Origin of the sequence: Pseudomonas zanjanensis, from assembly GCF_014268745.2 — a bacterium.
GTDB lineage: Bacteria > Pseudomonadota > Gammaproteobacteria > Pseudomonadales > Pseudomonadaceae > Aquipseudomonas > Aquipseudomonas zanjanensis.
The window spans coordinates 2003048-2025855 of record NZ_JABWRB020000001.1; the positions used below are offsets into that span (position 1 = coordinate 2003048).

Genomic DNA, 22808 nt, shown 5'->3' on the forward strand with positions numbered 1-22808 from the left:
TCCTGGAGAAAAGAGGGGTTGTGCGGGCATCAGATGACGCCCTCTTCAACGGTGTCCGAGGCAGGTTGGCGCTCAAGGATCTGCGCCACCTCCGTCAAGGTGGCGGCGCCGAACAACTGGCCCATGGGCAGTTCAAGGCCCAGGCGGGTACGCAGCATTTCGAGAAAACGCGTGGCCAGGAGGCTGTCGCCACCGAGGCGGAAAAAGTTGTCGTGGCGCGACACGCTCGGCACGTTGAGCAATTGCTGCCAGAGCTCGGCGATCAGTTGTTCTTCCGGGCGCAGCGGTTGCTCGTCCGCCACCGGTCGCGACTGGGCGGCGTCGGCCAATCGCGCCTGCAGTGCCCGGCGATCGATCTTGCCGTTGCTGCTCAGGGGCAAGTGTTCCAGCACCAGGACGTGTTCCGGGCGCATGTACCCCGGCAAGCACTGCTCCAGGTGTCGTGCCAAGACCTGTGCGTCGGTGCTGGCCGTCACGGCGGCCATCAGCCGGTTGTCGGTGACCAGCGCCACGGCCCTGGTGACGCAGGGATGGCGGGCGAGGGCTGCCTCGATTTCGCCCAGTTCGATGCGATGGCCGCCAATCTTCACCTGGCTGTCGGCGCGCCCGAGAAACTCCAGCAGGCCATCGGGGTGGTAGCGACCCAGGTCGCCGGTGCGGTACCAGCCGTCGACAAAGCGCTCGGCATTCAACTGCGGCGCGTGGCGATAGCCGCGGGCGACGCCGGCGCCACCAATCCACAGCTCACCGGTGACCCAATCCGGACAGTCGCGGCCCAGGGCATCGACCACCCGATAGGCCTGGCTGGCCAGTGGCACGCCGTAGGGGATCGAGCGCCAACCCGGCAGCGCTTGCTCCACCGGATAATGGTTCGACCAGATCGCCGCTTCGGTGGCGCCGCCCAGGGCGATAAAACGACAGTCTGGCGCCTGTTGCCGCAGGCGTTGGGGCAGGTCGAGGCCAATCCAGTCGCCCGACAGCAACGCCACGTTCAGGCCCAGTGGCTGGCGGTCGTGGGCATTGGCTTCCAGCAGCATATCCAGCAAGGCCGGCACGCTGTTCCACAGGGTCACGCGATGGTGTTGCAACGCTTTGAGCCAGGCCCGGGCATCGCGGCGCTGGTCCTCCTCGATCAAGACCAGCGCACCGCCCACCGACAGCAGGCCGAACAGGTCGTACACCGACAGGTCGAAATCCAGCGCGGACAGGGCCAGCGTGCGGTCGCTGGCGTCGATGCCATAGCAGCGATTGATCTCGGCCACGGTGTTCATCGCGGCGCGGTGGGTGATTTCCACGCCCTTGGGCTGGCCCGTGGAGCCGGAGGTGTAGATCACGTAGGCCAGCTCCGCGGCCGAGACGGCGAGCGGCGCCGAGAGCGGTTCGGCGTCCAGCGCGTGGAGCGGGTCGAGGTGTTTGACGCTGGGCAATTGCGGGTCATGCCCGGCCAGGATCAGGGTGACGCCGGCCTGCTGCAGGATGCGCTGGCAACGTTGCAGCGGTTGGTCGACCCCGACCGGCAGGTACGCGGCGCCCGCGGCCAGGATGCCCAGCACGCTGGCGATCTGTCGTGGCCCCTTCGCCAGGGACACCGCCACCAGGTCGCCCGGCACCACGCCGGCGTCCATCAGGCTGCGGGCAATGCGCAGCGCCTGCTCGGCCAGTTCGCCATAGCTGAGCATGCCATGCTCACCCCACAACAACGCCGGGCGTTGGGGCGCTTGGCGTGCCTGTTCGAAGAAGCCCTGGTGCAAGGTCGGGTCACCCGGCACGCTCGGGCCCGGGGCATTGAGCTGGGCACGCAACTGCGCCTGGGCTTGGGGCAGCAGGTCGGGCGGTGGGTTGTCCCAGGTGTGCTCGGCCAGCCAGTTCAAGCTGTACAAGTAGGCATCGAACATCCCTTCCACCAGGCCTTCGGGAAACAGGCCGACCACGTAGTCCCAATTCAGGGCGATGCCGCCGTTGGCTTCCACCACCTGATGGTCGAGCCAGACCTGCGGGGTTTGGGTCAGGCCAAAGACTTGCCGGGCAAACGGCCCGTCCACCGGCGCGGCCGTGCCATCCGGGACCCCAAGCGCACTGGTGAATACCACGGGCATGCTCACCTGTTGCTCGCCATTGCCCCGGGCCAGCTGCCGCAACAGGCTGACCGAGCCGAGGCAACGGTGCTCCAGTGCCTCGCCCAGGGTGCGCTGGGTACGCCGGGCGCGGTCGCCCCAGCGTTCGCCGGGCAGCGGAACATAACCGAGCAGCGTGAGGGAGGTGAAATCGCCCATGACCTGATCGATCTGGGGATGCAGCGCCCGACGATCGAACAGCGTGAGGTTGAGGCTGAGGTCGGGACGTGCACTCCAGCGGCCGAGGGTTTCGGCAAACGCGCAGAGCAGCACGGCCGAGGCGGTGAGCCCCTGTTGTTGGGCCTTGGCCAGGATCGCCCGCCAGGCTTGGGCGTCGATTTGTCCTTGCAGGCGTTCGAAGCGCGGTTGACCCAGGCTGGCGGGGTCCGCCGCCAGCGGCAGTTGCGGGTGCGGCGGCAACTCGGGCAGGCGTTCTTGCCAGAACTGTTGCGCGGCTTGCAGCTCGCCCGCGTCCACGGCGGATTGCAGTTGATAGTCGCGGAACGACAGTTCCAGCGGCGCCAGCGTCAACCCAGGGTCACGGTAAATGGCATCGAGTTCTGCGTAGAAGCGCAGGATGCTCAGGGCATCGAGGATCAGGTTGTCCAGGCTGATGGCCAGCCGCGTGTAGCGGCCATGAGTCACGGCCTGCACATCGAACAGCGGCCACTGGCCCGGATCGAACACGCGATGGGCACAGTGTTCGCGCAAGTCGTCGAGGTGGGCGTAGCCCTGGCCGATTTCGAAGGACGGCAGCTGTTGCAGGGGCAGGATGCGCGCCTGGCCGCATTGATCGAACACGGCGCGGAGCATTTCGTGGCGCTCGATCAAGCGATCCAGCGCGGCCTGCAGGCGCGGCAGGTCGAGGTCCTCGACGTCGTACTCGCGATAGAAGTGGCAGCTGACGCCGCCCAGCACCAGGCTCGGGTCGCGGCCCAGCCAATAGGCCTGTTGCACCTCGGTCATGGGGAAGGGCGCATGGCGTTGCGGCAGGTCCGGCACAATCGTGTGCCGCGGTTCGGCCTGGGCCTGCCGATGCAAATCGGCACAAAAATGCGCCAGCACCGGTTTGGCGAATACCTGGGCGATCCGCGCGCCTCCCAGCCCTTGCTCTACAAGCAAACGCACCAGGCGGGTGGCGCTCAGGGAGTCGCCGCCCAGGGCGAAGAAGTTGTGTTCTCGGCAGACCTCAGCGCAGCCTAGTAACTGCTGCCAGGCATGGGCCACCAGGGTTTCGATGTCGCCACAGGGAGCGGACAGGTTGGCCTGCACCGGGGCGCTGTTGGCCGCCAGCCAGTCGTTCAGTACCTTGCGATCCACCTTGCCATTGCCGGTCAAGGGCAACTGCGCGCAGCCCAGGACAGTGCTGGGGATCATGTAGCCCGGCAGGTGCTCGGCCAGATGTTCGGCCAACCCCTGTGGGTCCAGGCGTTTGGGCATCACGGGGCCGTCTGTCAGGCGCACCACTGCAGCCAACTGCTGGCCGGCCAGCAGCGCCACCGCCTGCTCGACGCCGGGCCAGGCCAGCAAGGCGGTTTCGACTTCCCCGGCTTCGATGCGGTAGCCGTGCAGTTTGAGTTGGAAATCGGTGCGCCCGAGGAATTCGACGTTACCATCGGGGTGATAGCGCGCACTGTCGCCGGTGCGGTACCAACGCAAGCCTTGATAGTCGACGAAACGTTCAGCTGTGCGCACCCGGTCGCCGCGATAACCCTCGGCAACACCGGCGCCGCCGATCCACAGTTCGCCGGCCACCCAGTCGGGGCAGTCATGGCCGTGTGGGTCGACGATGCGCAAGCGGACATTGTCCAGCGGCGTGCCATAGGGCAGGCAGTGCCAGGACAAGGGTTGGCCGGGCAGCACTTCGAACAGGGTCGAGTGAATGGCGGTTTCGGTGGCGCCGCCCAAGGCCATGAAACGGCAGCCGGGGGCTTGGGTCCACAACCGTGGCGCCAGGTCCGGAGCGACTTTGTCGCCGCCAAGCAATACCGCGCGCAGGGGCAGGCTGGCACCGGCGGGGGCGCAACCGAGCAGCATGTCGAGCAACGCTGGCACGCAATTGAGCACGCTGGCGCGATGCCGCAGGGCCAGCTCACGCCAGCGTCCGGCATCACGCTGGGCCCCGGGCTCGATACCGATCACCGCCGCCCCAGTCGACAGCGCGGCAAACAGGTCGAATACCGACAAGTCGAACTCCAGGGCCGAGAGCGCGAGGATTCGATCGTCGCTGTTCAGTTGCAAGCGCCGTTGCAGGTCTTCCAGCGTGTTGGCGGCGGCCTGATGGCTGATTTCCACGCCCTTGGGTTCACCTGTGGAACCGGAGGTATAGAGGATGTAGGCCAGGTCGCTGATCGCTCCGGGCCGGGGGGCGTCCAGCACCGTGCTGGCGGCGGGCAGTTGCGTGAGCAATAAGTGCGCGCCCGACGAATTACAGATTTTCCGGCACCGCGCCGCCGGTTGATCGACGCTGATGGGTAGGTATGTGGCGCTGCACGCCAGGATGCCCAGCACCGCGATCACCTGCTCGGGCCCCTTGGGCAGTTGCAACGCCACCACGTCACCGCGCCGCACGCCTTGGCCTTCCAGGTAGGCCGCCACGTGTAAAGCACGTTCGGCGAGTTCGCCGTAGGTGATGACGGGATGATCGCCGTGCAGCAACGCGGGCAGGGTGGGTGTCAGGCGCGCCTGGGCAAAAAAGGCTTCGTGCAAGCGTTGTACCGGCAGCGGCGCGGCCTGGCCCTGGACGCCATTGCGGAGGTCCAGTTGGCTGGCAGGGATCAGCGCCGGAGGCGACAGGTCCCAGGCCGAAGCTTCAAAGCACAGGCGCTGCAACAGCCCGGTATACGCCTCGAACAACCCATCCAGTACACCGTCGGCGAACAACCCTTCACGGGCGTCGAGATTGACCAGGACACCGCCGTCCAGCTCGGTGACCTGGGCGTCGAGCCACACTTGCGGGCCTTGGGAAATGATCCAGGCCGGTTGGCCGAAACACCCTTGCACGCCCTCGGCGAACAATTCCCCCAACCCCAGGGCGCTGGTGTACACCACCGGTGCCAACACTTGCTCACCGCGTTGGCGGGACAGTTCGCGCAACACCTCCAGGCCGGAAAACGCGCTGTGTGCCGCATCGCTGTGGAAGCGCCGTTGCAAGGCCGTGGCACGAGCGGCGAACGTGCCGCTGACGTGACCGTCCCACGCCAGTAGGATCGATGAGGTGAAGTCGCCAACCAGGCGCTCGACATCGGCATGCAGTGGCGTGCGGTTGAACAGCGGCAAATTGAGCAGCAGCTCGGGCGTCTCGCACCAGGCGCCAAGGGCTTCGCAGAACACCGCCGCCAAGGCCATCGCCGGCGTCAGGCCGTGCTCCCGGGCGTGGCGCTCGAAGGCCTGGCGCTGGGACGGCGGTAGCCAGTGATGACGGCGTCGCACTTGGCGATCGTCGCCCTGGGGCTTGATGGGCAAGCGCGGGGCGCCGGGCAACCGGTCCAGGCGCTGCAACCAATAGTCACGGGCCTGTTGATGAAACGCACGTTGCTCGGGACTGGCGTGTTCACGGCGCAGGTCGGCCAGGTAACGGGCAAAGCTGTAGTCCAGCGCGGCCAAGGGCTGCTGGCGATACAGCTGCACCAGGTCGCCGAGCAGGGTGCGCAGGCTCAGGGCATCGGCGGCGAGCATGTCGAGGTTCAAGTGCAGGCGCGTCCCGTCGGGTAGCAACGACAACTGGATGTCCAGCACCTGGCCTTGTTCAACGGCCAATTGGCGGTGGGATAACTCAGTGCGCAACGCCGACAGCCGTTGTTGCTGTTGCTCGGCGCTGGCCTGGCGCAGGTCATGCACCTTCAATCCCGGCCAGGGGCTGCGGGCGAGGATCCGCTGGCGACCGTCGTCGAGAAACTGCGCGCGCAACATCGGATGGCGCGCCAGCAACGCCCGTACGGCGGCTTCCAAGCGGATCGGGTCGACGTCGCGGCCATCGAATTCGTTATAGAAGTGCGCGGCGACACCGCCCAGCTGCTGGCCGGGGGCGCGTCCGATCCAATAGGCGTGTTGCATCGGCGCCAGTTCGAAAGGCTGGCCGTCGTCCGCAGGCGCGGTGACCGCCGCCGGCACTTGGGGAGCCACCTCAAGCATGGCCAGCCAGGCTGACAGGCGCGGGTCGGCGATCAGGTCGGCAAAACGCGCGGCCAGGCCATGGCGGCGCCACTGGCCGGCGAGGCGAATCAGGGTGACGGAATCCAGCCCCCATTCGATCAGGTTCGCCTCCAGGGGAATCTGGTCGGCGGGCAGGTCGAGGGCCTGGGACAGGGATTGGCGCAGCAGTGTTGCGGTTGAGGTGCTGGGAGTGGCCATGGCTCAACGTCTTCTCATTGCTAGGGCCCGGACCGGGGTTGGCCCAGGCGCTGGGGGCAGGCAGTTGCTTGGGGGAGATGCTAGTCATTCTCATTTTGCCAACTACCCGGATCGAATCGTTTTTGCCCCACATCCGCGTCTCGTTCACCCGTTGCAGTGCCGTGGTGGCTACGCACAACGCCAATCGCCCGCAGGATGCGGTTGGAAAATGACTTGAATCGGGTAGAGCCCGCCCCATGGCCTTGACTACCGTCGCTCGCCGCCCCTTGCCGGGCCTGTGTCCCTCTGATTGGAGTTACGGATGTCTGTCGATTCGGGTTTACAAGTGCGCGGCCTGCGCAAGCGCTACCCCAACGGCGTCGAGGCGCTGCGCGGCGTGGACCTGAGTGTCGGCCCCGGGATGTATGGCTTGCTGGGGCCCAATGGCGCGGGCAAAAGCAGCTTGATGCGGACCCTGGCGACCCTGCAGCAACCCGACGCCGGCAGCATTCACCTGGACGGGACGGATGTGTTGGCCGATTCCGATCATTTGCGACGCCGCCTGGGCTATCTGCCGCAGCAATTGGGTGCGTATCCGGGCGTGAGCGCACGGGACTTGCTCGACCGTTTTGCCTGGCTCAAGGGGCGCAGCGACAGCCGCCAGCGCCGCGAGGAAATCGAGGGCCTGCTGGACAAGGTCAACCTCCAGCAGGCCGCCCATCGAGCGCTCGCCACCTATTCGGGCGGCATGCTGCGCCGGTTCGGCATCGCCATGGCGTTGGTGGGCTCGCCACGCTTGTTGATCGTCGATGAGCCCACGGCTGGCCTCGACCCGGCGGAGCGCAACCGTTTCCATCGGGTGTTGGCCGATGTCGCCGCCGAGTCCATCGTGTTGCTTTCGACCCACATCGTCGAAGACGTCGAAAACCTCTGCAGTCGGCTGGCCGTGCTGGCCGCTGGGCAGATCCTTGTCGAAGGTAGCCCGGCGCAGTTGCTGGGTGCCGAGCAGGGCCGATTGTGGGAAGCGTCCTTCGACCGTGGCGAGTCGCTGCCCGCTGCCTTGCATGTGGCCGCCAGCCCGCAGGGCAGCCGCGTCATCGTCCATGGCGAGCGTCCTGCCGATCCACGTTTCGTGCCCCATGCGCCGCGCCTGGAAGACATCTATTACCTGGCATTGGCTCAGGCAGGTGAGGCGCTCGACGCATGAATACCTTTGCTCTGCTGATGCGCGAAGCCTGGGTGGAAGTGCGCGCCGGGTTGCGCAGCGGCATTCCGTTGCTGGTGTTCCTTGGCCTGACCGGCTACCTGCTGATGGCCCTGACCAATGCCGACTATGTGCAGAAGATGGGCGCCAGCGATATCGCCCGCAATGCGCCGAGCCTGATTTACCTGATGTCGTGCGGCTGTATGTTCTTCCTGTTTTTTGCCTGGGCCTGGGTGTTTGCCCAGCCGGCCCTGAGGGACCGCAAGGCGCAATTGGAAGAAGTGCTGCTGGCCTTGCCGTTGTCCCTGCCGGCGCTGCTGTGGGGACGCTTTATCGGCGCGGCGTTGGTGGGTGGCTTGCTCGCCAGTTCATTGATCGTCGGCTTTCTCGTCAGCCCGGTGCTGGGCTGGCTCGGCTGGGTGCCGGCGGCGAGCATCGGCGCACCCATGTGGTCGGCGCTGGGGTTTGCCTGGGTCGCCTTGCTGTTGCCAGTGAGTACCGGGATTGGTGCGTTGTATTACTTGCTGGCCTTGCGCAGCCGAGGCCTGGCCGCACCGTTTGCCTTGGCGACGGTGCTGATGCTGTTGTGGATGTTCGCCGTGGTGGTGCTCAAGGGCGGGCATATCAACCCGCTGTTGGCGGCCAGCCTCGATCCGTCACTGTTCACCTTTGCCCAGGCCCAGGTGGAGACCTGGAACGCCGCGCAGAAATCCCAATCGCTGTTGGCGTTGACCCCGGGGTTCTGGCTTAACCGCGCGCTGTGGTGTGGGTTGCCGTTGCTGCTGCTGGCCGTCGTCCTGGCCCGCACCAGCCGCCAGGGCTTGATGGGCCGCCGCAGTGGCGCCGTGTTGGCCGAGCCGCCAATGCTGTTGGCGAGCCACGTGCGCTTGCCTGGCCCGTTACCCGCCAGCCGCTGGCCGCGGGCGTTGTGGTGCGAGGTTCGCTGGCAGGTGCGGCAGTTGTTTGCCCGGCGCATCGGCTGGGTTGCCCTCGGCTTGTTGCTGGCCATGGGCATACTCAGCGGGTTTGTTCATATCGTGTGGCATGCGCGCGGGCCGATGGTGCCGCGACCGGACCTGATCTTGCCGTTGTTATCGAGCGCGTCGTTCCTGGTGATCGCCTTCATTGTCGCGGCGCTGGTGGGGCTGGTTTGCCGGCGCGATGACGTGGAAGGCCTGGGCGCAATGTTACAGGCCACCCCGGCGCCGGCGTGGCTGCGTTTGTTGGGACGAGTGGCCTGCGTGCTGGTGGCGACGCTGGCCTTGGCGCTGGTGCCGGGGGTTGCCAGCCTGGTGATCAGCGCGCTGGTCGCCCCCGACAACTGGGCACCGGGCTTTGTGCTGATCTATCAAACACTGGTGTTCGCGCCGCCGTTGCTGGAACTGGCGATGCTCACGGTGCTGGTGCATGCCTTGATCCGTCGATCCGGCCTGGCGTATGCGACGTCCATGCTGTTGACGTTTTTCCTGGTGCTCAACCATGAATTGGGGCTGGTCAGCTATCCCGCCTATGCCATGGCGATACCGGCCCACGTGGCCTTGTCGCAACTCACGGGCTGGGCGCCCTGGCTGCCTTATCTTGCCACTTTGACCAGCTGGAAACTGGCCGGCTGCCTGGTGATGGTTGCGGTGGCGGCGTTGGCCTTGCCCCGTGGGCCGGAGCGGCGCCGTCTGAGGGATGTGCGCCGCAGCTTGCTGGGCTTGCCCGGTGTATTGCTGGTGTTGGGGGCCGTGGGTTTGCTGGGCAGCGGCGCGCTGTTGCATCGGCATCTGGTGGAGCAGGGCGACTACCGGTCGGTGGCCGAGGAACGGGCCGAGCACGCCGAATGGGAACAGCGATGGCTGGCCGGGGCGGGCGCCTGGCAGGTGGCGGACGGACGCTTGCACTTGCGCATCGACAGCGTTGCCCGACGTGTTGACGGCGAGTGGACGTTGGGAACCGTGATCGCCGCCAAGGAGCACCTGGACGCAGAATTGCCGCCGGGGTTGCACGTCACGGCGGTGAGCGTCATGGGGAGGCCAGTCGTTTATGAACAGGCGGCGGGGCATTTGCGTGTGCCTTTGGCGGAGTGCGCGGCGAGTGGCTGCAGCGTGCAACTGAACTGGACGCTGGAGGCCGCCGGCTGGCCGTCCGAAGGTGACGCATTCTGGCTGGGGCCGCGAGGGGTGTGGCTGCAAGCGCGCCGCGTGATGCCGCGCCTGGGCCTGGACAGCGAGCGCTTGCTGCGCGCGCCGGTCCAACGAGCCGAAGCCGGTTTGCCGCCTGATGTGCCGAGTTTGCCGGCAGGGTCCGCAGTCGCGGTAGACGCAGTGGCACCGGCGGGGGCGTGGCAATGGCGGGTCGAGGTCGATGGCCAGGCGTTCAATGGTCACAGCGCAGCACCGCTGGATTTCGCCTATCACATGGGTGCTACGCAAGACCTCGACGGCGTGCAAGTGCTCGCCGATGCCGGTCGCCAACAAACCGCCCGTGAGGTGCGCGAAGACTTGGAGGTCATGTCCGCCTGTGTGGCTCGGCGCCTGGGCAGTCGCCCAAACGTCGAGGCCCTGAGCCAGTGGCCGACCGGCATGGGAGCCAGTCATCTGAGCCAGGCCCATCTGGTGCTCAGCCAGACGCCGGATTGGGATGTGGCGCAGGCAGGCGTCGGGCGCTGGACGCGCCGTGCCCATATCGCCGAACTGCTCGCACGGCGAATGCTGAGCGATGCCAGCGACCTGCGCCAGGCCCCGGGTTACCTCTGGCTGAGCCAGGGTGTGGCGGGCGCGATCGGCTTGCTGTGTGTCGGTGACGTCGACGGCGTTGAGGCCCGCTCGGCCTTGGTGAAGTTGATGGCCGATGATTTGACCCGCGCCTTGAGCAATGACGGCGAGCCCGTCGGCACCTTGGCCACTGCCCGGGAACAGGGCTGGGTCGCGACGTATGCACCGCTGGCCAGCCTGGACTGGGTGGCCGGACAAAGCGCCGAACAACTGGCGGCAATGACCGCAAGCATCCGAAATGGCCAGGGATGGCCCGCCGCGATCCAGCACCTGTTGGGCGCGCCCTCTGACCAGGCGATCACCCCAGCGCTCAAGCGCTGGGGGCCTGCGCAATGAATTTGAACCATCCCTTTTGCCTGGAGTTGTTCCATGTCAGCACCGCTGTCGATCAAACCGCTGCGCCGTCCCCTCGGCTGGCGGGAGAATGTCTTGACCCAAACCCTTGCACTGGCCTTGTCCAGCCAGATGTGCGCGGCCTATGCCGCTGATTATCAACCTGTCGCCAGCACGGAGGTGATCGAGCTGGCCCCGTTGATGGTCAGCGCTCGGTTGAACGAAGAAAGCGCCAAGGACATTCCCTTCGGGCTTACCGTGATCGACGGGCAAACCCTCGAAACCCGGCGCTTGCGCACCCTGGAAGACGCGTTGCGCACCACACCGGGGGTGGATGTGAATTCCTGGGGCGGCGCCAACGACGCCAATGTGCGCATCCGCGGTGTCGGTTCGCTGAACCAGATGAGCATGGACGACGGCTCGGTGGTGCTGAATGTGGACGGGGTGCCGATGTCGGTGCGCAACGCGGCGATGGCCACCCTCGACGTGGAGCAGGTCGAGGTGCTCAAGGGCCCTCAGGGCACGTTGTTGGGACGTAACAGCGAGGCGGGCGCGATCAACGTCACCACGCGCAAGCCGACCCGCGAACGGGAAGGTTATGTGCGCGGCGAAGTCGGTAGCCAAGGCCAGTTCATGACCGAAGGAGCTGTGGGCGGGCCATTGACCGAATCCCTGGCGGGGCGCATTGCCGTGCGCCGCAGTGGCTTCGATAACTGGGTCGACGACCAGCAGGATGGCGACCCGTTGACCCAGCCACGGGACCTGGCCCTGCGCGGCAGCCTGCTGTGGGACAACGACCAAGGCACGACCGGCCTGCTGACCGCCGAGCGCCAGCGCGCCGAGCATTATGCCGGCCTGGAGATGCTGCGCCCCTTTGGCAACCGCCCCAGCCTGGACTACACGCCCGGCACGTTCGATGGCAACCAGAAGACCAACGAGCGTTATTCCTTCGAACTCAACCATGACCTGGCGCAGTCGCGGATTACCTCGATCAGCGCCTACACCAGCACCGACCTCAATGCGGTCAAAGGTTACGACCGCAACATCACCGAGGCGCTGTACGGTTCGCCGTTCGAATACCTGATCGAGGATTCTGCCAAAGAGCGTGTGTGGAGCCAGGACCTGCGCTTGGGGTCGCTGGCCGATGCCGATGTGTTCTGGGTGACCGGGGTGAACCTGTCACGCTCCGAGCGCAGTTTCGATTCCGACAACTTCACCAACGGCGCACAACAGAGGCGCGATTTCAGCACCAACAGCTATGCCGCCTACGGCGAGGTGACGTACCCGATTGCCGAAGACTGGAAACTCACCACCGGCCTGCGCCACACCTGGGACCGCAAGACCTATGGGGCCGACTATTCCAGCGGCGGCAATACCGTTGGCGACAACCGTCGGTTGCAGGACAACTACAGCACCGGGCGCGTGGCGCTGAGCTACACACTGACGCCGCAGACGAACCTGTACGCGGTACTGTCGCGAGGCTATAAATCCGCCGGTTTCAACGATTACGCCACCTCGGTCAAGGACAGCGAACCCTACAAGGCCGCCAAGGTGAACGCTGTCGAAGTCGGCTTCAAGCACGAAAGCGCCGAGGGGGCCTTGAGTCTCGAGGGGGCGTTGTTCCTGACCCGGGTGCAGGACGATCACCTGTTGGGGTATGACTTCAACACCCTGGCGGTCAGCGCCGTGAATGCCGACACCCGCAGCAAGGGCGCCGAGCTGTCGAGCACCTGGCATGTCACGGATGAGCTGACAGTGGGCAGCGCCATCAGCTACACCAACGCGGTGGTGACCTCCGATGCACCGGGGGTTTCTGGCGGTGATGTCGCGGCGGGAAGTCGCGTGCCGGATGTGCCGCTGTGGAGCGGCAACTTCAGCGTCGCCTGGCAGAAAGAGCTGGGCGCGTTCCTGGGCTTGCCGGCGCCGCGCCTCAATACGTTGCTCAACTATCGCGTGCAGAAAAATCGCCCGGCCGACCCGCAGAATCACTACGACCTCAAGGGCTACGCCAAGCTGGACCTGCACCTGGGCCTGGAAAGTGGCAGTTCGGAAGTCTACCTGTGGGGCGATAACCTGCTCGATGCGCGCTATGACTTGTATGGTTCGTATTCCACCGACCAGGTGCTGACCGGCATGCCGGGCCGAGGACGCTCGGCCGGCGTGGGGTACAGCTATTCGTTCTGAGTGCCCCTTGAGTCAAAGGGCAGGTTAGAACTGATAGGTGTAGCCGACCCCCAAGGTGCGCCGCCGTGCCGGCGCACCGTAGGCCACCGGTTCGCTGTAGAAACCATAGGTGTCGTAGGTTTGGTTCAGCAGGTTGTCGGCGAAGGCATATACTTCGCCGAAGCGGCTTTCCAGGCCTGCGCGCAGGTCGAGTTTCTCGTAGTTGTCCAGGTTGAAATGGTTCTGCGGATCGGCGGCGCGTTCGCCCACCAGGCGGTAATTGAGGCTGGTGTTCAGGGTGGTTTCGCCCAGGCTGGAGAAGGTGCCCAACGGGTGCTGCCAATTGATGTTGAAGTTGCCGCTCCAGCGCGGCACATCCGGGGTACGGTTGCCGGCGGCGATATCGCCGGCCTGGATGCCGTGGACGGCGCTGGTGATCTTGGCGTCGAGGTAAGTGGCGCTGGCGGCCAGGGTCAGGCCGTGGTCGAAATGCCAGGTGCCTTCCAGTTCGGCGCCGCGGGTGCGAGTATCGGCATTGAACGCATTGGTCGCGAAGGTGGCCGCGTTGTAGCCCAGCAGGTGGTCGTCGTGTACGCGGGTGTAGAACAGCGCACCGTTCAAGCTGCCGCGGCGGTCTTCTGTTTCACTTTTGAAGCCCAGTTCAGCGGCTCTGCTGACGGCGGCCTTGTAGGGCTCGCTGTCGCTGACCTGCGACGCATAGTCATTGAATCCCCCGGATTTGTAACCTCGCGCCAGTTGCACGTAGACGTTGGTTTGCGGGGTGAGCGCGTAGCTCAGGGCCACGCGGCCGGTGCCGTAATGGTCGGTCAGCTGGCGTGAATCATCCACGGCGCTGGCACCATTGATGTATTGGCCATCGTAGGTCTTGCGATCCCAGGAATGGCGATAGCCCGTGGTGAGTTTCAGGCGCTCGCTGAGCGGGAAGGTGACTTCGCCGTAGCCGGCATAGGTGGTGGTGGTGAAATCGCGGAACCTGGCACTGTCAGTGCCATAGGTGTTGCGCGGGGTGTCGTAGCTGCGCTCGTTGCGGCTGGCGGCAAGGCCGGCGATCCAGAATGTCTCGGAATCGGGCAGTGAGCTCAAGTGCAGGTCTTGGCTCCAACTGCGCTCGAAGGATGTGTCCACCACCCAGTACTCGCTGGGCGTGCCGTACAGGGCGCCCATCAGTTTGCTGTCATAGGCGATCAAACCCTCGAAGTCGGCGGTGGAGGTGGCGGTCGTAGAGGTCAGGCGACTGTTGGCGAAGTCATGATCGACCTTCACCGTATAGCGTTCGGTGGTTTTGTAATTGTCGTCGAACAGGCCGGGCGTCAGGTCCAGGCTGGGGTCGCTGCCGTAGGGGCGCAGCACCAGCGAGTTGGTGGCCCGCTCGGTTTTCTGGCGTTCGGCACTGAACAGCACCTGGGTCTCATCGTTGAGGTCCCAGAGCAGGCTGGCGCGATAAGCCTCGTTGCGCGGCTGGGTGATGGGATCGTTGTTCCGGTCATTGTCGATCCAGCTGTCATAGCCGGCACGGCGCACCGCCAGGCGACCGCTGAGGTTGTCGCTGATCGGCCCGCCGATGGCCCCTTCGCTGAGGAACTGGCCCTCCTGGCCGACTTCGCCGCGCACATAACCTTCCAGTTCCCGGGTTGGCTGGCGGGTGGTGATGTTCACCGCGCCCGCCTGGCCAATCGCACCGGACATCGTGCCCTGGGGCCCCTTGAGCACTTCGATGCGGTCGATATCCAGGGTGCCGAAGCCGAGGCTGCGGGAGGCGACTGGCACACCGTCGATGTTGAAGGCCACTGAGCTGTCATCCATCGACATCTGGTACAGCGAGCCAACACCACGGACCAGTACGTTGAAATCATTGGGGCCGCCGGATGAATTGACATTGACCCCGGCGGTATTGCGCAGGGCACTTTCCAGCGTGTCGAGGCGCTGGGTACGCAGTTGATCGCCACTGATCACGCTAAGGCTGATGGGCAGGCTCTTGGGATCTTCCTGCTCCATGCGCGCAGTCACGGTCGAGACGGGCAATTCAAAGATTTCGCCGGTGGCGGCAAGGACTGGACTGGCCAGTGTGCAAGTTAAAACTATTGTTATAGTATTACACTTATAGCAAGATCGAGGGGGCGTCGTCGTGTTGCGTCGTGCAGACATAATGGGGCCTTGACTGAGGGTTTTGAGCGGTGCGCGTTAGCGTCGGCAGACACGAATAAGCGCAGCGTGTGCGACGCGCCAGATGCTAATAATTATCAATTGCACAGCTCTACCCCGATGTGATCTGATTCGAGCCGTATCCGGTCAACCAGGAGATTCACGATGTCAGTCGTTCAAGGAGGCGCAGGAGAGCCGATGCCGGTCTCGCGAATCATTACGGGAGAATATGGAAGCGACCTCGGACCCGGGGCGCATTGTCGGGTGACGCGCATGGCCCTGCAGGACGGACTCGACATCGTGCGCTGGCAAAGCAAGTTCGAGCAGCCAATCGAATTGCCCCTGCAGGATGACAGCGACTGCATTCATTTCAGCTTCACCAACTTGCTCAAGGGCAAGGCCGCCTGCAGTTTCCGTGACGGTCGTCGGCAGCGCCGCTATGTGATTGACGAAGGCGCGGGTTGCATCAGCTATGGCCGTCGTCGCGATGGCCTCTACCATCAGCATGGCGAGATCGACAACATCACGGTCATGATCCGTCCCGAGGTGCTGTCACAGTGGGAGTTGAAACTCGACCCGCTGCTGAACAAGGCACTGGCCTGCGATCATTGTTTCCTGGACGGCCACCGCAGTGGCGAAATGAGCGCGACCGCGCATTTGTTGTGCAAGGCCATGGACCCGAGCCCCGACTTGCCAATGGGCCAGCCCCGAAGCGGCCTCTGGCTGTATGGCCAGAGCGTGACCCTGGTCAGCCTGTTCCTGGAAGCACGCCGTAACGTGGAATGCACCTGCCGTGTCAGCCACATCGACCGCCAACGCCTGTTGCGCGCGCGCGAACGCCTGCTAGCCGACCTGGGCAAGGCACCCAGTTTATCGGAACTGGCGCGCGAGTCGGGCATGAGCCAGCCCAAGCTCACCCGCGGGTTCCGCCAGCTGTTCTTCAACAGTGTCTACGGCGTCTTCCAGCAAGCGCGGATGATCCAGGCCCGTAGCCGCTTGTTGAACGGCGATGAGTCGGTGATGCGAATAGCGTCGGACCTCGGCTATGCCAATGCCAGCCATTTCGCCACAGCCTTTCGCAAGCAGTTCGGGATCAACCCTTCGCTCCTCAAGCATGGCGGAAGAAACAAGCTATCGATCTAGGTCAGGGCCACCAAAGCCGATGATCGCCTTGGTTTCCAGATATTCCTCAAGGCCGAAGACGCCGTACTCACGACCATTGCCCGAACGCTTGTAACCACCGAATGGCGCCATGGGATCCCAGGCCGGGTAGTTCAGGAGCACTTGCCCCGCGCGGATACGAGAAGCCACCGCGCGCGCCAGATCAAGGTCCTCTGACTGAACATGGGCGCCGAGGCCATAGATCGTATCGTTGGCGATAGCGACTGCCTCATCGATGGTTTCGTAGGCAATGATGCACAGCACCGGCCCGAAGATTTCTTCCTGGGCGATCCGCATGGCGTTATCCACCTCGGAGAAAACCGTCGGGCGGGTGTAGAAACCCTTTTCAAAACCCGGCACGCGGCCCAGTCCGCCGCACAGCAGTTTGGCGCCCTCATGCAGGCCGGCCTCGATCATGGCTTGCACGCGATTGAACTGGGCTTCATTGGCGATGGGGCCCAGTACCGTTTCCGGTGATTGCGGATCGCCGACGATGATCGCATTGGCGGTGGCGGCCGCCAGCGCTTCGACCTCCGCCAGCCGGGCCTTGGGTACGATCATCCGGGTGGGGGCGCTGCACGATTGCCCGACGTTGCGAAACGCCGCCATGACGCCCAGTGGGACGGCTTTGGCAAAGTCGGCATCGGGCAGCAGGATATTCGGGGATTTGCCGCCTAATTCCTGCCCGACCCGCTTCGCCGTCGGCGCGGCCGCCTGGGCCACCAGCGCACCCGCGCGGTTCGAGCCGGTAATGGAAATCATGTCGACACTCGGGTGTGCGGCCATCGCCGCGCCCACCACATGGCCGCTGCCGTTCACCAGGTTGAAGACGCCCGGTGGAAGGCCTGCGTCATGCACCACTTGGGCAAACAGAAGGGCGCTCAGAGGTGACAGTTCACTGGGCTTGAGCACCACCGTACAACCGGCCGCCAGCGCCGCGGCGACTTTTGCGGTGATCTGATAAAGCGGCCAGTTCCACGGCGTGATGAGGCCGCAGACGCCGATAGGTTCCCGTTGGATCGCAGTGCCGTTCTCGACGGCCTGGAAACGATACGTGGCCAGCAAGTCGCGGGCGACCCGAACGTGCTCAGCCGCCAGGGGCACTTGCATCGCCCGTGCAGAACCGATGGCGGCGCCCATTTCCAGGGAGATCGCCTGGGCAAACGCCTCTTTGCGCTCGAGGATAAGCTCATGGAGCTTGTCCAGCACCCGTGCGCGAGCCGCTGTGGAAGTCACAGACCAATCGGCAAACGCGGCACGCGCCGCCGCGACCGCCCGATCGACATCCTCGGCAGACCCGCTGGCGACCTGTGCAACGATTTCCTCGGTTGCCGGATTGACCACCGGCAAACTGGCCGGACTGACCGGCGCCGACCAACCGCCATTGATGTAGAACAGATGGGCGGTTTGCGGATCAACGCTGTAGCGATTTGAAGATTGGGTAGTCATCCAGGGCGTTCCTTTCGAGCCGTATGCGAGTCTGCTCAATACGCTAACAAAGCAGCCCAGGGAAAATATGCCGTTGTTCAAGGGCGCAAAGGAGAATCTGCCGTATCTGCCTGTTTAACTGGTCATTACCGTGTGGCGAGGGAGCTTGCTCCCGCTGGGCTGCGCAGCAGCCCCTTCTGTGTGAGCGCTTCGCACTGGAACGCCAGCCATGCGAGGCGGGCTGATAGCCGACCTGATCCTTGGTGGGACCGCGTTCCTCCTGTGGGAGCGGGCTTGCTCGCGAAGGCGGTGTGTCAATTTGCGGAGATGTTGGGTGTGCCGGCCTCTTCGCGAGCAGGCTCGCTCCCACAGGGAATCTTGGGTGTTTGAGTGTTGTATTCACAGCCGGTCCATTGTGGGAGCGAGCCTGCTCGCGAAGGCGGTGTGTCAATTTGCAGTGATGTTGGAGGTGCCGGCCTCTTCGCGAGCAGGCTCGCTCCCACAGGGAATCCTGGGTGTTCATGAGTCTTGTATTCACAGCAAGTCCCATTGTGGGAGCGGGCTTGCTCGCGAAGGCGGTGTGTCAATTTGCAGTGATGTTGGAGGTGCCGGCCTCTTCGCGAGCAAGCCCGCTCCCACAGGGAATCCTGGGCGTTCATGAGTCTTGTATTCACAGCAAGTCCATTGTGGGAGCGAGCCTGCTCGCGAAGGCGGTGTGTCAGTTTGCGGTGATGTTGGATGTGCCGGCCTCTTCGCGAGCAGGCTCGCTCCCACAGGAAATCCTGGGCGTTCATGAGTCTTGTATTCACAGCCGGTCCATTGTGGGAGCGAGCCTGCTCGCGAAGGCGGTGTGTCAGTTTGCGGAGATGTTGGGTGTGCCGGCCTCTTCGCGAGCAAGCCCGCTCCCACAGGGAGTCCTGGGTGTTCATGAGTCTTGTATTCACAGCCGGTCCATTGTGGGAGCGGGCTTGCCCGCGATAGCGGTGTGTCAATTTGCGGAGATGTTGGGTGTGCCGGCCTCTTCGCGAGCAAGCCCGCTCCCACAGGGAAGCTTGGGTGTTCATGGGTCTTGTGTTCACAGCTGGGCCCATCGTGGGGGGAAGAAACGGATATACACACAACTCCCCGTCCCAGGAGCAAATACCAAAGCCCCCGCAAAGTCTGCTGAACACATCCCGCAAAACGGTGCTTTGTACCAGCCGACCTATAGTTTTAACCGTTTATGCACGGTTTCTTGGTGTTGTAATAAACACCAGATTCAGCATGGCACTGATGCTTCCAGAACGGAGTAGCGGCGTGCCCTGGTCATACATCCTCAGTGCAAGCCCGATGCACCCGACCGGCTGAAGAAGATGCTTTTTTAAACGCCCCCGGCCCTCAATGGACATCCTGAAAATGCCAGCACCGTTAATCTCCGTAGAGACGCATTCTGAACTTCCGACACACGCTGACGTTGTCGTGATCGGCGGCGGCATTATCGGGACCTTCACGGCCTATTACCTGGCCAGGCGCGGCATGAAGGTCGCGCTGGTAGAAAAAGGCCGCGTAGGGGCAGAGCAATCGAGTCGAAACTGGGGCTGGTGCCGCCAGCAGAATCGAGACGCTCGCGAGCTGCCGCTGTCGACCAAAAGCCTGGATCTGTGGGAGCAATTCGCGGCAGAGACCGGGGAAGACACCGGCTTCAGAAGATGTGGCCTGCTCTATCTGAGCAACAACGAGAAAGAGCTGGCCGGTTGGGCAAAATGGGGTGAGTTCGCCCGTACCGTCAATGTGCAAACCCACATGCTGACGGCGGAGCAGGCCGCCGAACAGGGTCGGGTGACGGGCAAGCCATGGAAAGGCGGGGTCTTTTCACCAACCGACGGTACAGCAGACCCATCCCGTGCCGCGCCGGCGGTGGCACGGGCCATCATCAAGCTGGGCAGCACCGTGCACCAGGGCTGCGCCGCCCGTGGCCTCGAGACCGAAGGCGGGCGGTTATCCGCAGTCGTCACCGAGAAGGGCACCATTCGCACCCAACTCGCAGTGCTCGCCGGTGGTGCCTGGGCATCCTCTTTCTGCCGTCAATATGGCATTCGCTTTCCCCAGGCGTCCATTCGTCAAACGATCCTGTCGGTGTCCAAGGGCGCCAAAGAAATTCCGGATGCGCTCCATACGGATGAAATCTCCATGACCCGTCGCGCCGATGGCGGGATGACGTTGGCCATCAGTGGCAGAGGGCGCGTGGATCCGACTTTGCAACTGCTGCGTTTCGCCCCGCAGTTCCTGCCGATGTTCCAGCGCAGGTGGCGCAAGCTGGCTCCCGGTGGCCTGGAGGGTTTCCAGTCGGGACACGAAGGCTTGGGTCGCTGGCGGTTGGACCAGCCAACGCCGATGGAGCGCATGCGAATCCTGGATCCGAAAGCAGACGCCTCGACGGTTGAGTTGACTTACAAGCGCGCGGTAGACCTGATCCCGGCGCTGAAGGCGTCGTCGGTCACCGCAGCCTGGGCAGGCTATGTGGACAGCACGCCGGATGGCGTCCCCGGCATCGGCGAGATGGCCAGCCTCCCTGGCCTGGTGCTGGCGGCGGGGTTCAGTGGTCATGGCTTCGGTATCGGCCCGGGGGCGGGCCACTTGATCGCCGACATTATCTGTGACATGACCCCACTGGTCGACCCGCGGCCTTATCACCCGGACCGTTTCCAATCTTCAGCCTGGGGCAAGGTCGCGGAGTTCTGAGGACAAAGGATCTCCAAGCCACGACACCATGAACGGGCGCCTCCTGAAAGGGAGGCGCCCGTTCTTGTTTTTGCAGGGGTAGCGCGGGCGTAGATTCTGCCGCATACAGCGGCTTACGTGGATTTTTGCGCACCATTTGCGCCCGTAAATCCCTTGAAAACGGTGCCAATGCCCGCGCTTGGCGCATCCCGCACAGTCTGCTGAGCAGGCCCCGAAAAACGGTGGTTTGTGCCAAGCGACCTATACTTTTAACCGTTTATGCACGGTCTCATGATGCTGTAATAAATCCGTGATGCAGCGTTGCACCCAGCCTTGCAGAACGGCGCAACTGCTTGCCCCTCATGACCTCAACCATCACTCAGGACTGCACTCATGAGCTTCCTTCGCCCCAAGTTCATTACCTTTGACTGCTACGGCACGTTGACCAACTTTCAGATGGGCACCATGACGCGCGAGCTGTTCGCCGATCGGGTCCCTGCCGAGCAGATGGACCAGTTCGTCAAGGATTTCTCGGCCTATCGCCTGGACCAGGTGATGGGTGACTGGCGGCCATATGATGAAATCCTCAAGACTGCCTTGGCCCGGGTCTGCAAGCGTTGGGGCGTCGAGTACAAAGGCGAAGGCCAGCTCTACTACGACGCCGTACCGACCTGGGGCCCCCATGCTGATGTACCGGCAGGCCTGTCGAAAATCGCCGACAAGATCCCCCTGGTGATTTTCTCCAACGCGATGGACGAGCAGATCATGTCCAACGTCGACAAGCTCGGCGCGCCTTTCCATAAAGTGTTCACGGCTCAACAAGCCCAAGCCTACAAGCCGCGCCTGGCCGCCTTCGAGTTCATGCTCGATAACCTCGGCTGCGGGCCGGAGGATGTCCTGCACGTGTCCTCGAGCTTCCGTTATGACCTGATGTCGGCCGACGACATGAAGATCAAAAACAAAGCGTTCGTGGCCCGTGGTCATGAGCTGCCTGGGAACGTTGGCTACAGCTACCACCAGATCCCGGACATCGGCGGATTGGCCGGTCTGGTCGGGCTCTGAGTCTCTGGGCACTCTTCAAGGCATAAGGGGTTAGACATGGGCAGTGAGTCTTACTGGCTCGATACCGCACCGGCATTCACCGGTGCCCAGCTCGGTGCGTTGCCCGGGCAGGTCGACGTGGCCATCGTCGGGGGTGGTTTCACTGGCCTGGCCGCGGCCCGGGCCCTGGCCTTGAAGGGCGCCAATGTGGTGGTGCTGGAAGGCGGGCGGGTCATTGGCGAAGCCTCGGGGCGCAATGGCGGCCAATGCAATACCGGCGTTGCCCAGGACTACGCGGCACTGAGCGCCAGTCTCGGCGCCGATAAAGCACGCGCCTATTACCAGGCCTATGAAAGCGCCGTGCAAAGCGTTGTCTCGCTGGTGGAGCAGGAGCAGATTGCCTGCGACCTCAAGCGCAATGGCAAGCTCAAGCTGGCGGCCAAGCCCCTGCATTACGAAGGCTTGGCGCGCACCTGCGAATTGATCCGGCGGGAGGTCGATGCCGAGGTCGAGTTGCTGTCTGCCCAGGAGACCCGCGCTGAAGTCAATTCGGCCCAGTTCCATGGCGGCTTGCTGCAACGCAACGGCGTGCAGATGCATGTCGGGCGTTTCGGGGTCGGGTTGGCCGAAGCCGCAGCCCGTCACGGCGCGTTGATCTTCCAGGGCGTGTCTGTCACGGACTGGAAAGCCAGCGCCGGTGGCTATCGGGTCAATACCACCAAAGGGTCGCTCCACGCCACGCAGGTCCTGCTGGCCACTGGCACCTCCCAGCAGGGTGGGTTGGGCTGGTATCGGCGGCGGATCGTGCCCGTGGGCAGTTTCGTGATCGCCACCGAGGTGTTGCCCCAGGCGCTGATCGACAACTTGCTGCCGGCCCATCGCTCCTATGTCACCAGCCGCATGATCGGCAACTACTTTCGCCTGACGCCGGACAACCGCCTGCTGTTTGGCGGGCGTGCGCGGTTCGCCATGTCTGACAGCGTGTCGGATGCCAAGAGCGGCAAAGTCCTGCATGCGGCGATGGTGCGGATGTTCCCGCAGTTGGCTCACGTGAAGGTCGATTATTGCTGGGGTGGACTGGTGGACATGACGTCCGACCGACTGCCCCGGGCCGGCCAGCACGGTGGCATCTATCACTCCATGGGCTACAGCGGCCATGGCGTGCAGATGTCGGTGCACATGGGCCAAGTCATGGCCGACGTCATGGCCGGCAAGGTCGAGGCCAACCCTTGGCGCGAGCTCGATTGGCCAGCCATCCCCGGACATTTTGGCAAGCCCTGGTTCCTGCCCCTGGTCGGTGCGTATTACCGCCTTCAAGACTATTTGCACTGAGTGGCGGGGGACGCTTCACGTTTCAACACATTGCGTTAATCGCGAGCCATCGAGCCTTATCACTTCCGAAAGGTAGAA

At 64.0% G+C, this 22808-nt stretch carries 10 protein-coding genes; 7 read left to right on the forward strand and 3 right to left on the reverse strand.

Features of this window, described 5'->3' with window-relative positions; all coding sequences use genetic code 11:
- Window positions 1-29 precede the first annotated feature (29 nt).
- A complete protein-coding gene (locus HU715_RS08385; protein WP_186705648.1) occupies window positions 30-6467 on the reverse strand; it encodes a non-ribosomal peptide synthetase in 6438 nt (2145 codons plus the stop codon).
- Between the two features lie 301 nt (window positions 6468-6768).
- Between HU715_RS08385 and HU715_RS08390 the strand changes: the two genes are divergently transcribed.
- From HU715_RS08390 to HU715_RS08400, 3 genes are read left to right on the forward strand one after another with little or no spacing between them, the layout of a single operon-like run.
- Window positions 6769-7653 (forward strand): ABC transporter ATP-binding protein, encoded by an 885-nt coding sequence (locus HU715_RS08390; protein ID WP_186705647.1) that lies wholly within the window; start codon window positions 6769-6771, stop codon window positions 7651-7653.
- Window positions 7650-10745, forward strand: coding sequence for a hypothetical protein (locus HU715_RS08395; protein WP_186705646.1), 3096 nt, complete (start codon window positions 7650-7652; stop codon window positions 10743-10745). The genes HU715_RS08390 and HU715_RS08395 overlap by 4 nt, the downstream gene beginning before the upstream one ends.
- Before the next feature lie 33 nt (window positions 10746-10778).
- Window positions 10779-12926 carry a TonB-dependent receptor gene (locus tag HU715_RS08400; protein WP_186705645.1) on the forward strand — a complete coding sequence of 716 codons (2148 nt, stop codon included), beginning with the start codon at window positions 10779-10781 and terminating at the stop codon, window positions 12924-12926.
- Window positions 12927-12950: 24 nt separating this feature from the next.
- On the opposite strand, the gene HU715_RS08405 is transcribed toward HU715_RS08400, so the two are convergent.
- Entirely contained in the window at window positions 12951-14921 is a 1971-nt protein-coding gene (locus HU715_RS08405; protein ID WP_225917572.1) for a TonB-dependent receptor, read from the reverse strand.
- Window positions 14922-15341: 420 nt separating this feature from the next.
- Between HU715_RS08405 and HU715_RS08410 the strand changes: the two genes are divergently transcribed.
- Window positions 15342-16211: a helix-turn-helix transcriptional regulator gene (locus HU715_RS08410; RefSeq protein WP_225917573.1), complete on the forward strand. Its 870-nt coding sequence runs from the start codon at window positions 15342-15344 to the stop codon at window positions 16209-16211.
- Here the strand turns inward: HU715_RS08410 and HU715_RS08415 are convergent.
- Window positions 16200-17678 carry an aldehyde dehydrogenase family protein gene (locus tag HU715_RS08415; protein WP_186705643.1) on the reverse strand — a complete coding sequence of 493 codons (1479 nt, stop codon included), beginning with the start codon at window positions 17676-17678 and terminating at the stop codon, window positions 16200-16202. The two genes, HU715_RS08410 and HU715_RS08415, sit on opposite strands and share 12 nt — an antisense overlap.
- A 1374-nt stretch (window positions 17679-19052) precedes the next feature.
- Here HU715_RS08415 and HU715_RS08420 point away from each other — a divergent pair.
- The 3 genes from HU715_RS08420 to HU715_RS08430 all read left to right on the forward strand — a co-directional run bounded on the left by HU715_RS08420 (window position 19053) and on the right by HU715_RS08430 (window position 22730).
- Complete coding sequence (locus tag HU715_RS08420) at window positions 19053-20378, forward strand: NAD(P)/FAD-dependent oxidoreductase (RefSeq protein ID WP_186705642.1); 1326 nt, start codon at window positions 19053-19055, stop codon at window positions 20376-20378.
- A gap of 372 nt (window positions 20379-20750) precedes the next feature.
- The gene (locus tag HU715_RS08425; RefSeq protein WP_186705641.1) at window positions 20751-21419 is read left to right on the forward strand and encodes a haloacid dehalogenase type II; all 669 of its coding nucleotides are present in this window, start codon (window positions 20751-20753) and stop codon (window positions 21417-21419) included.
- A 36-nt stretch (window positions 21420-21455) separates the two neighbouring features.
- Window positions 21456-22730 (forward strand): NAD(P)/FAD-dependent oxidoreductase, encoded by a 1275-nt coding sequence (locus tag HU715_RS08430; RefSeq protein WP_186705640.1) that lies wholly within the window; start codon window positions 21456-21458, stop codon window positions 22728-22730.
- Window positions 22731-22808 lie beyond the last annotated feature (78 nt).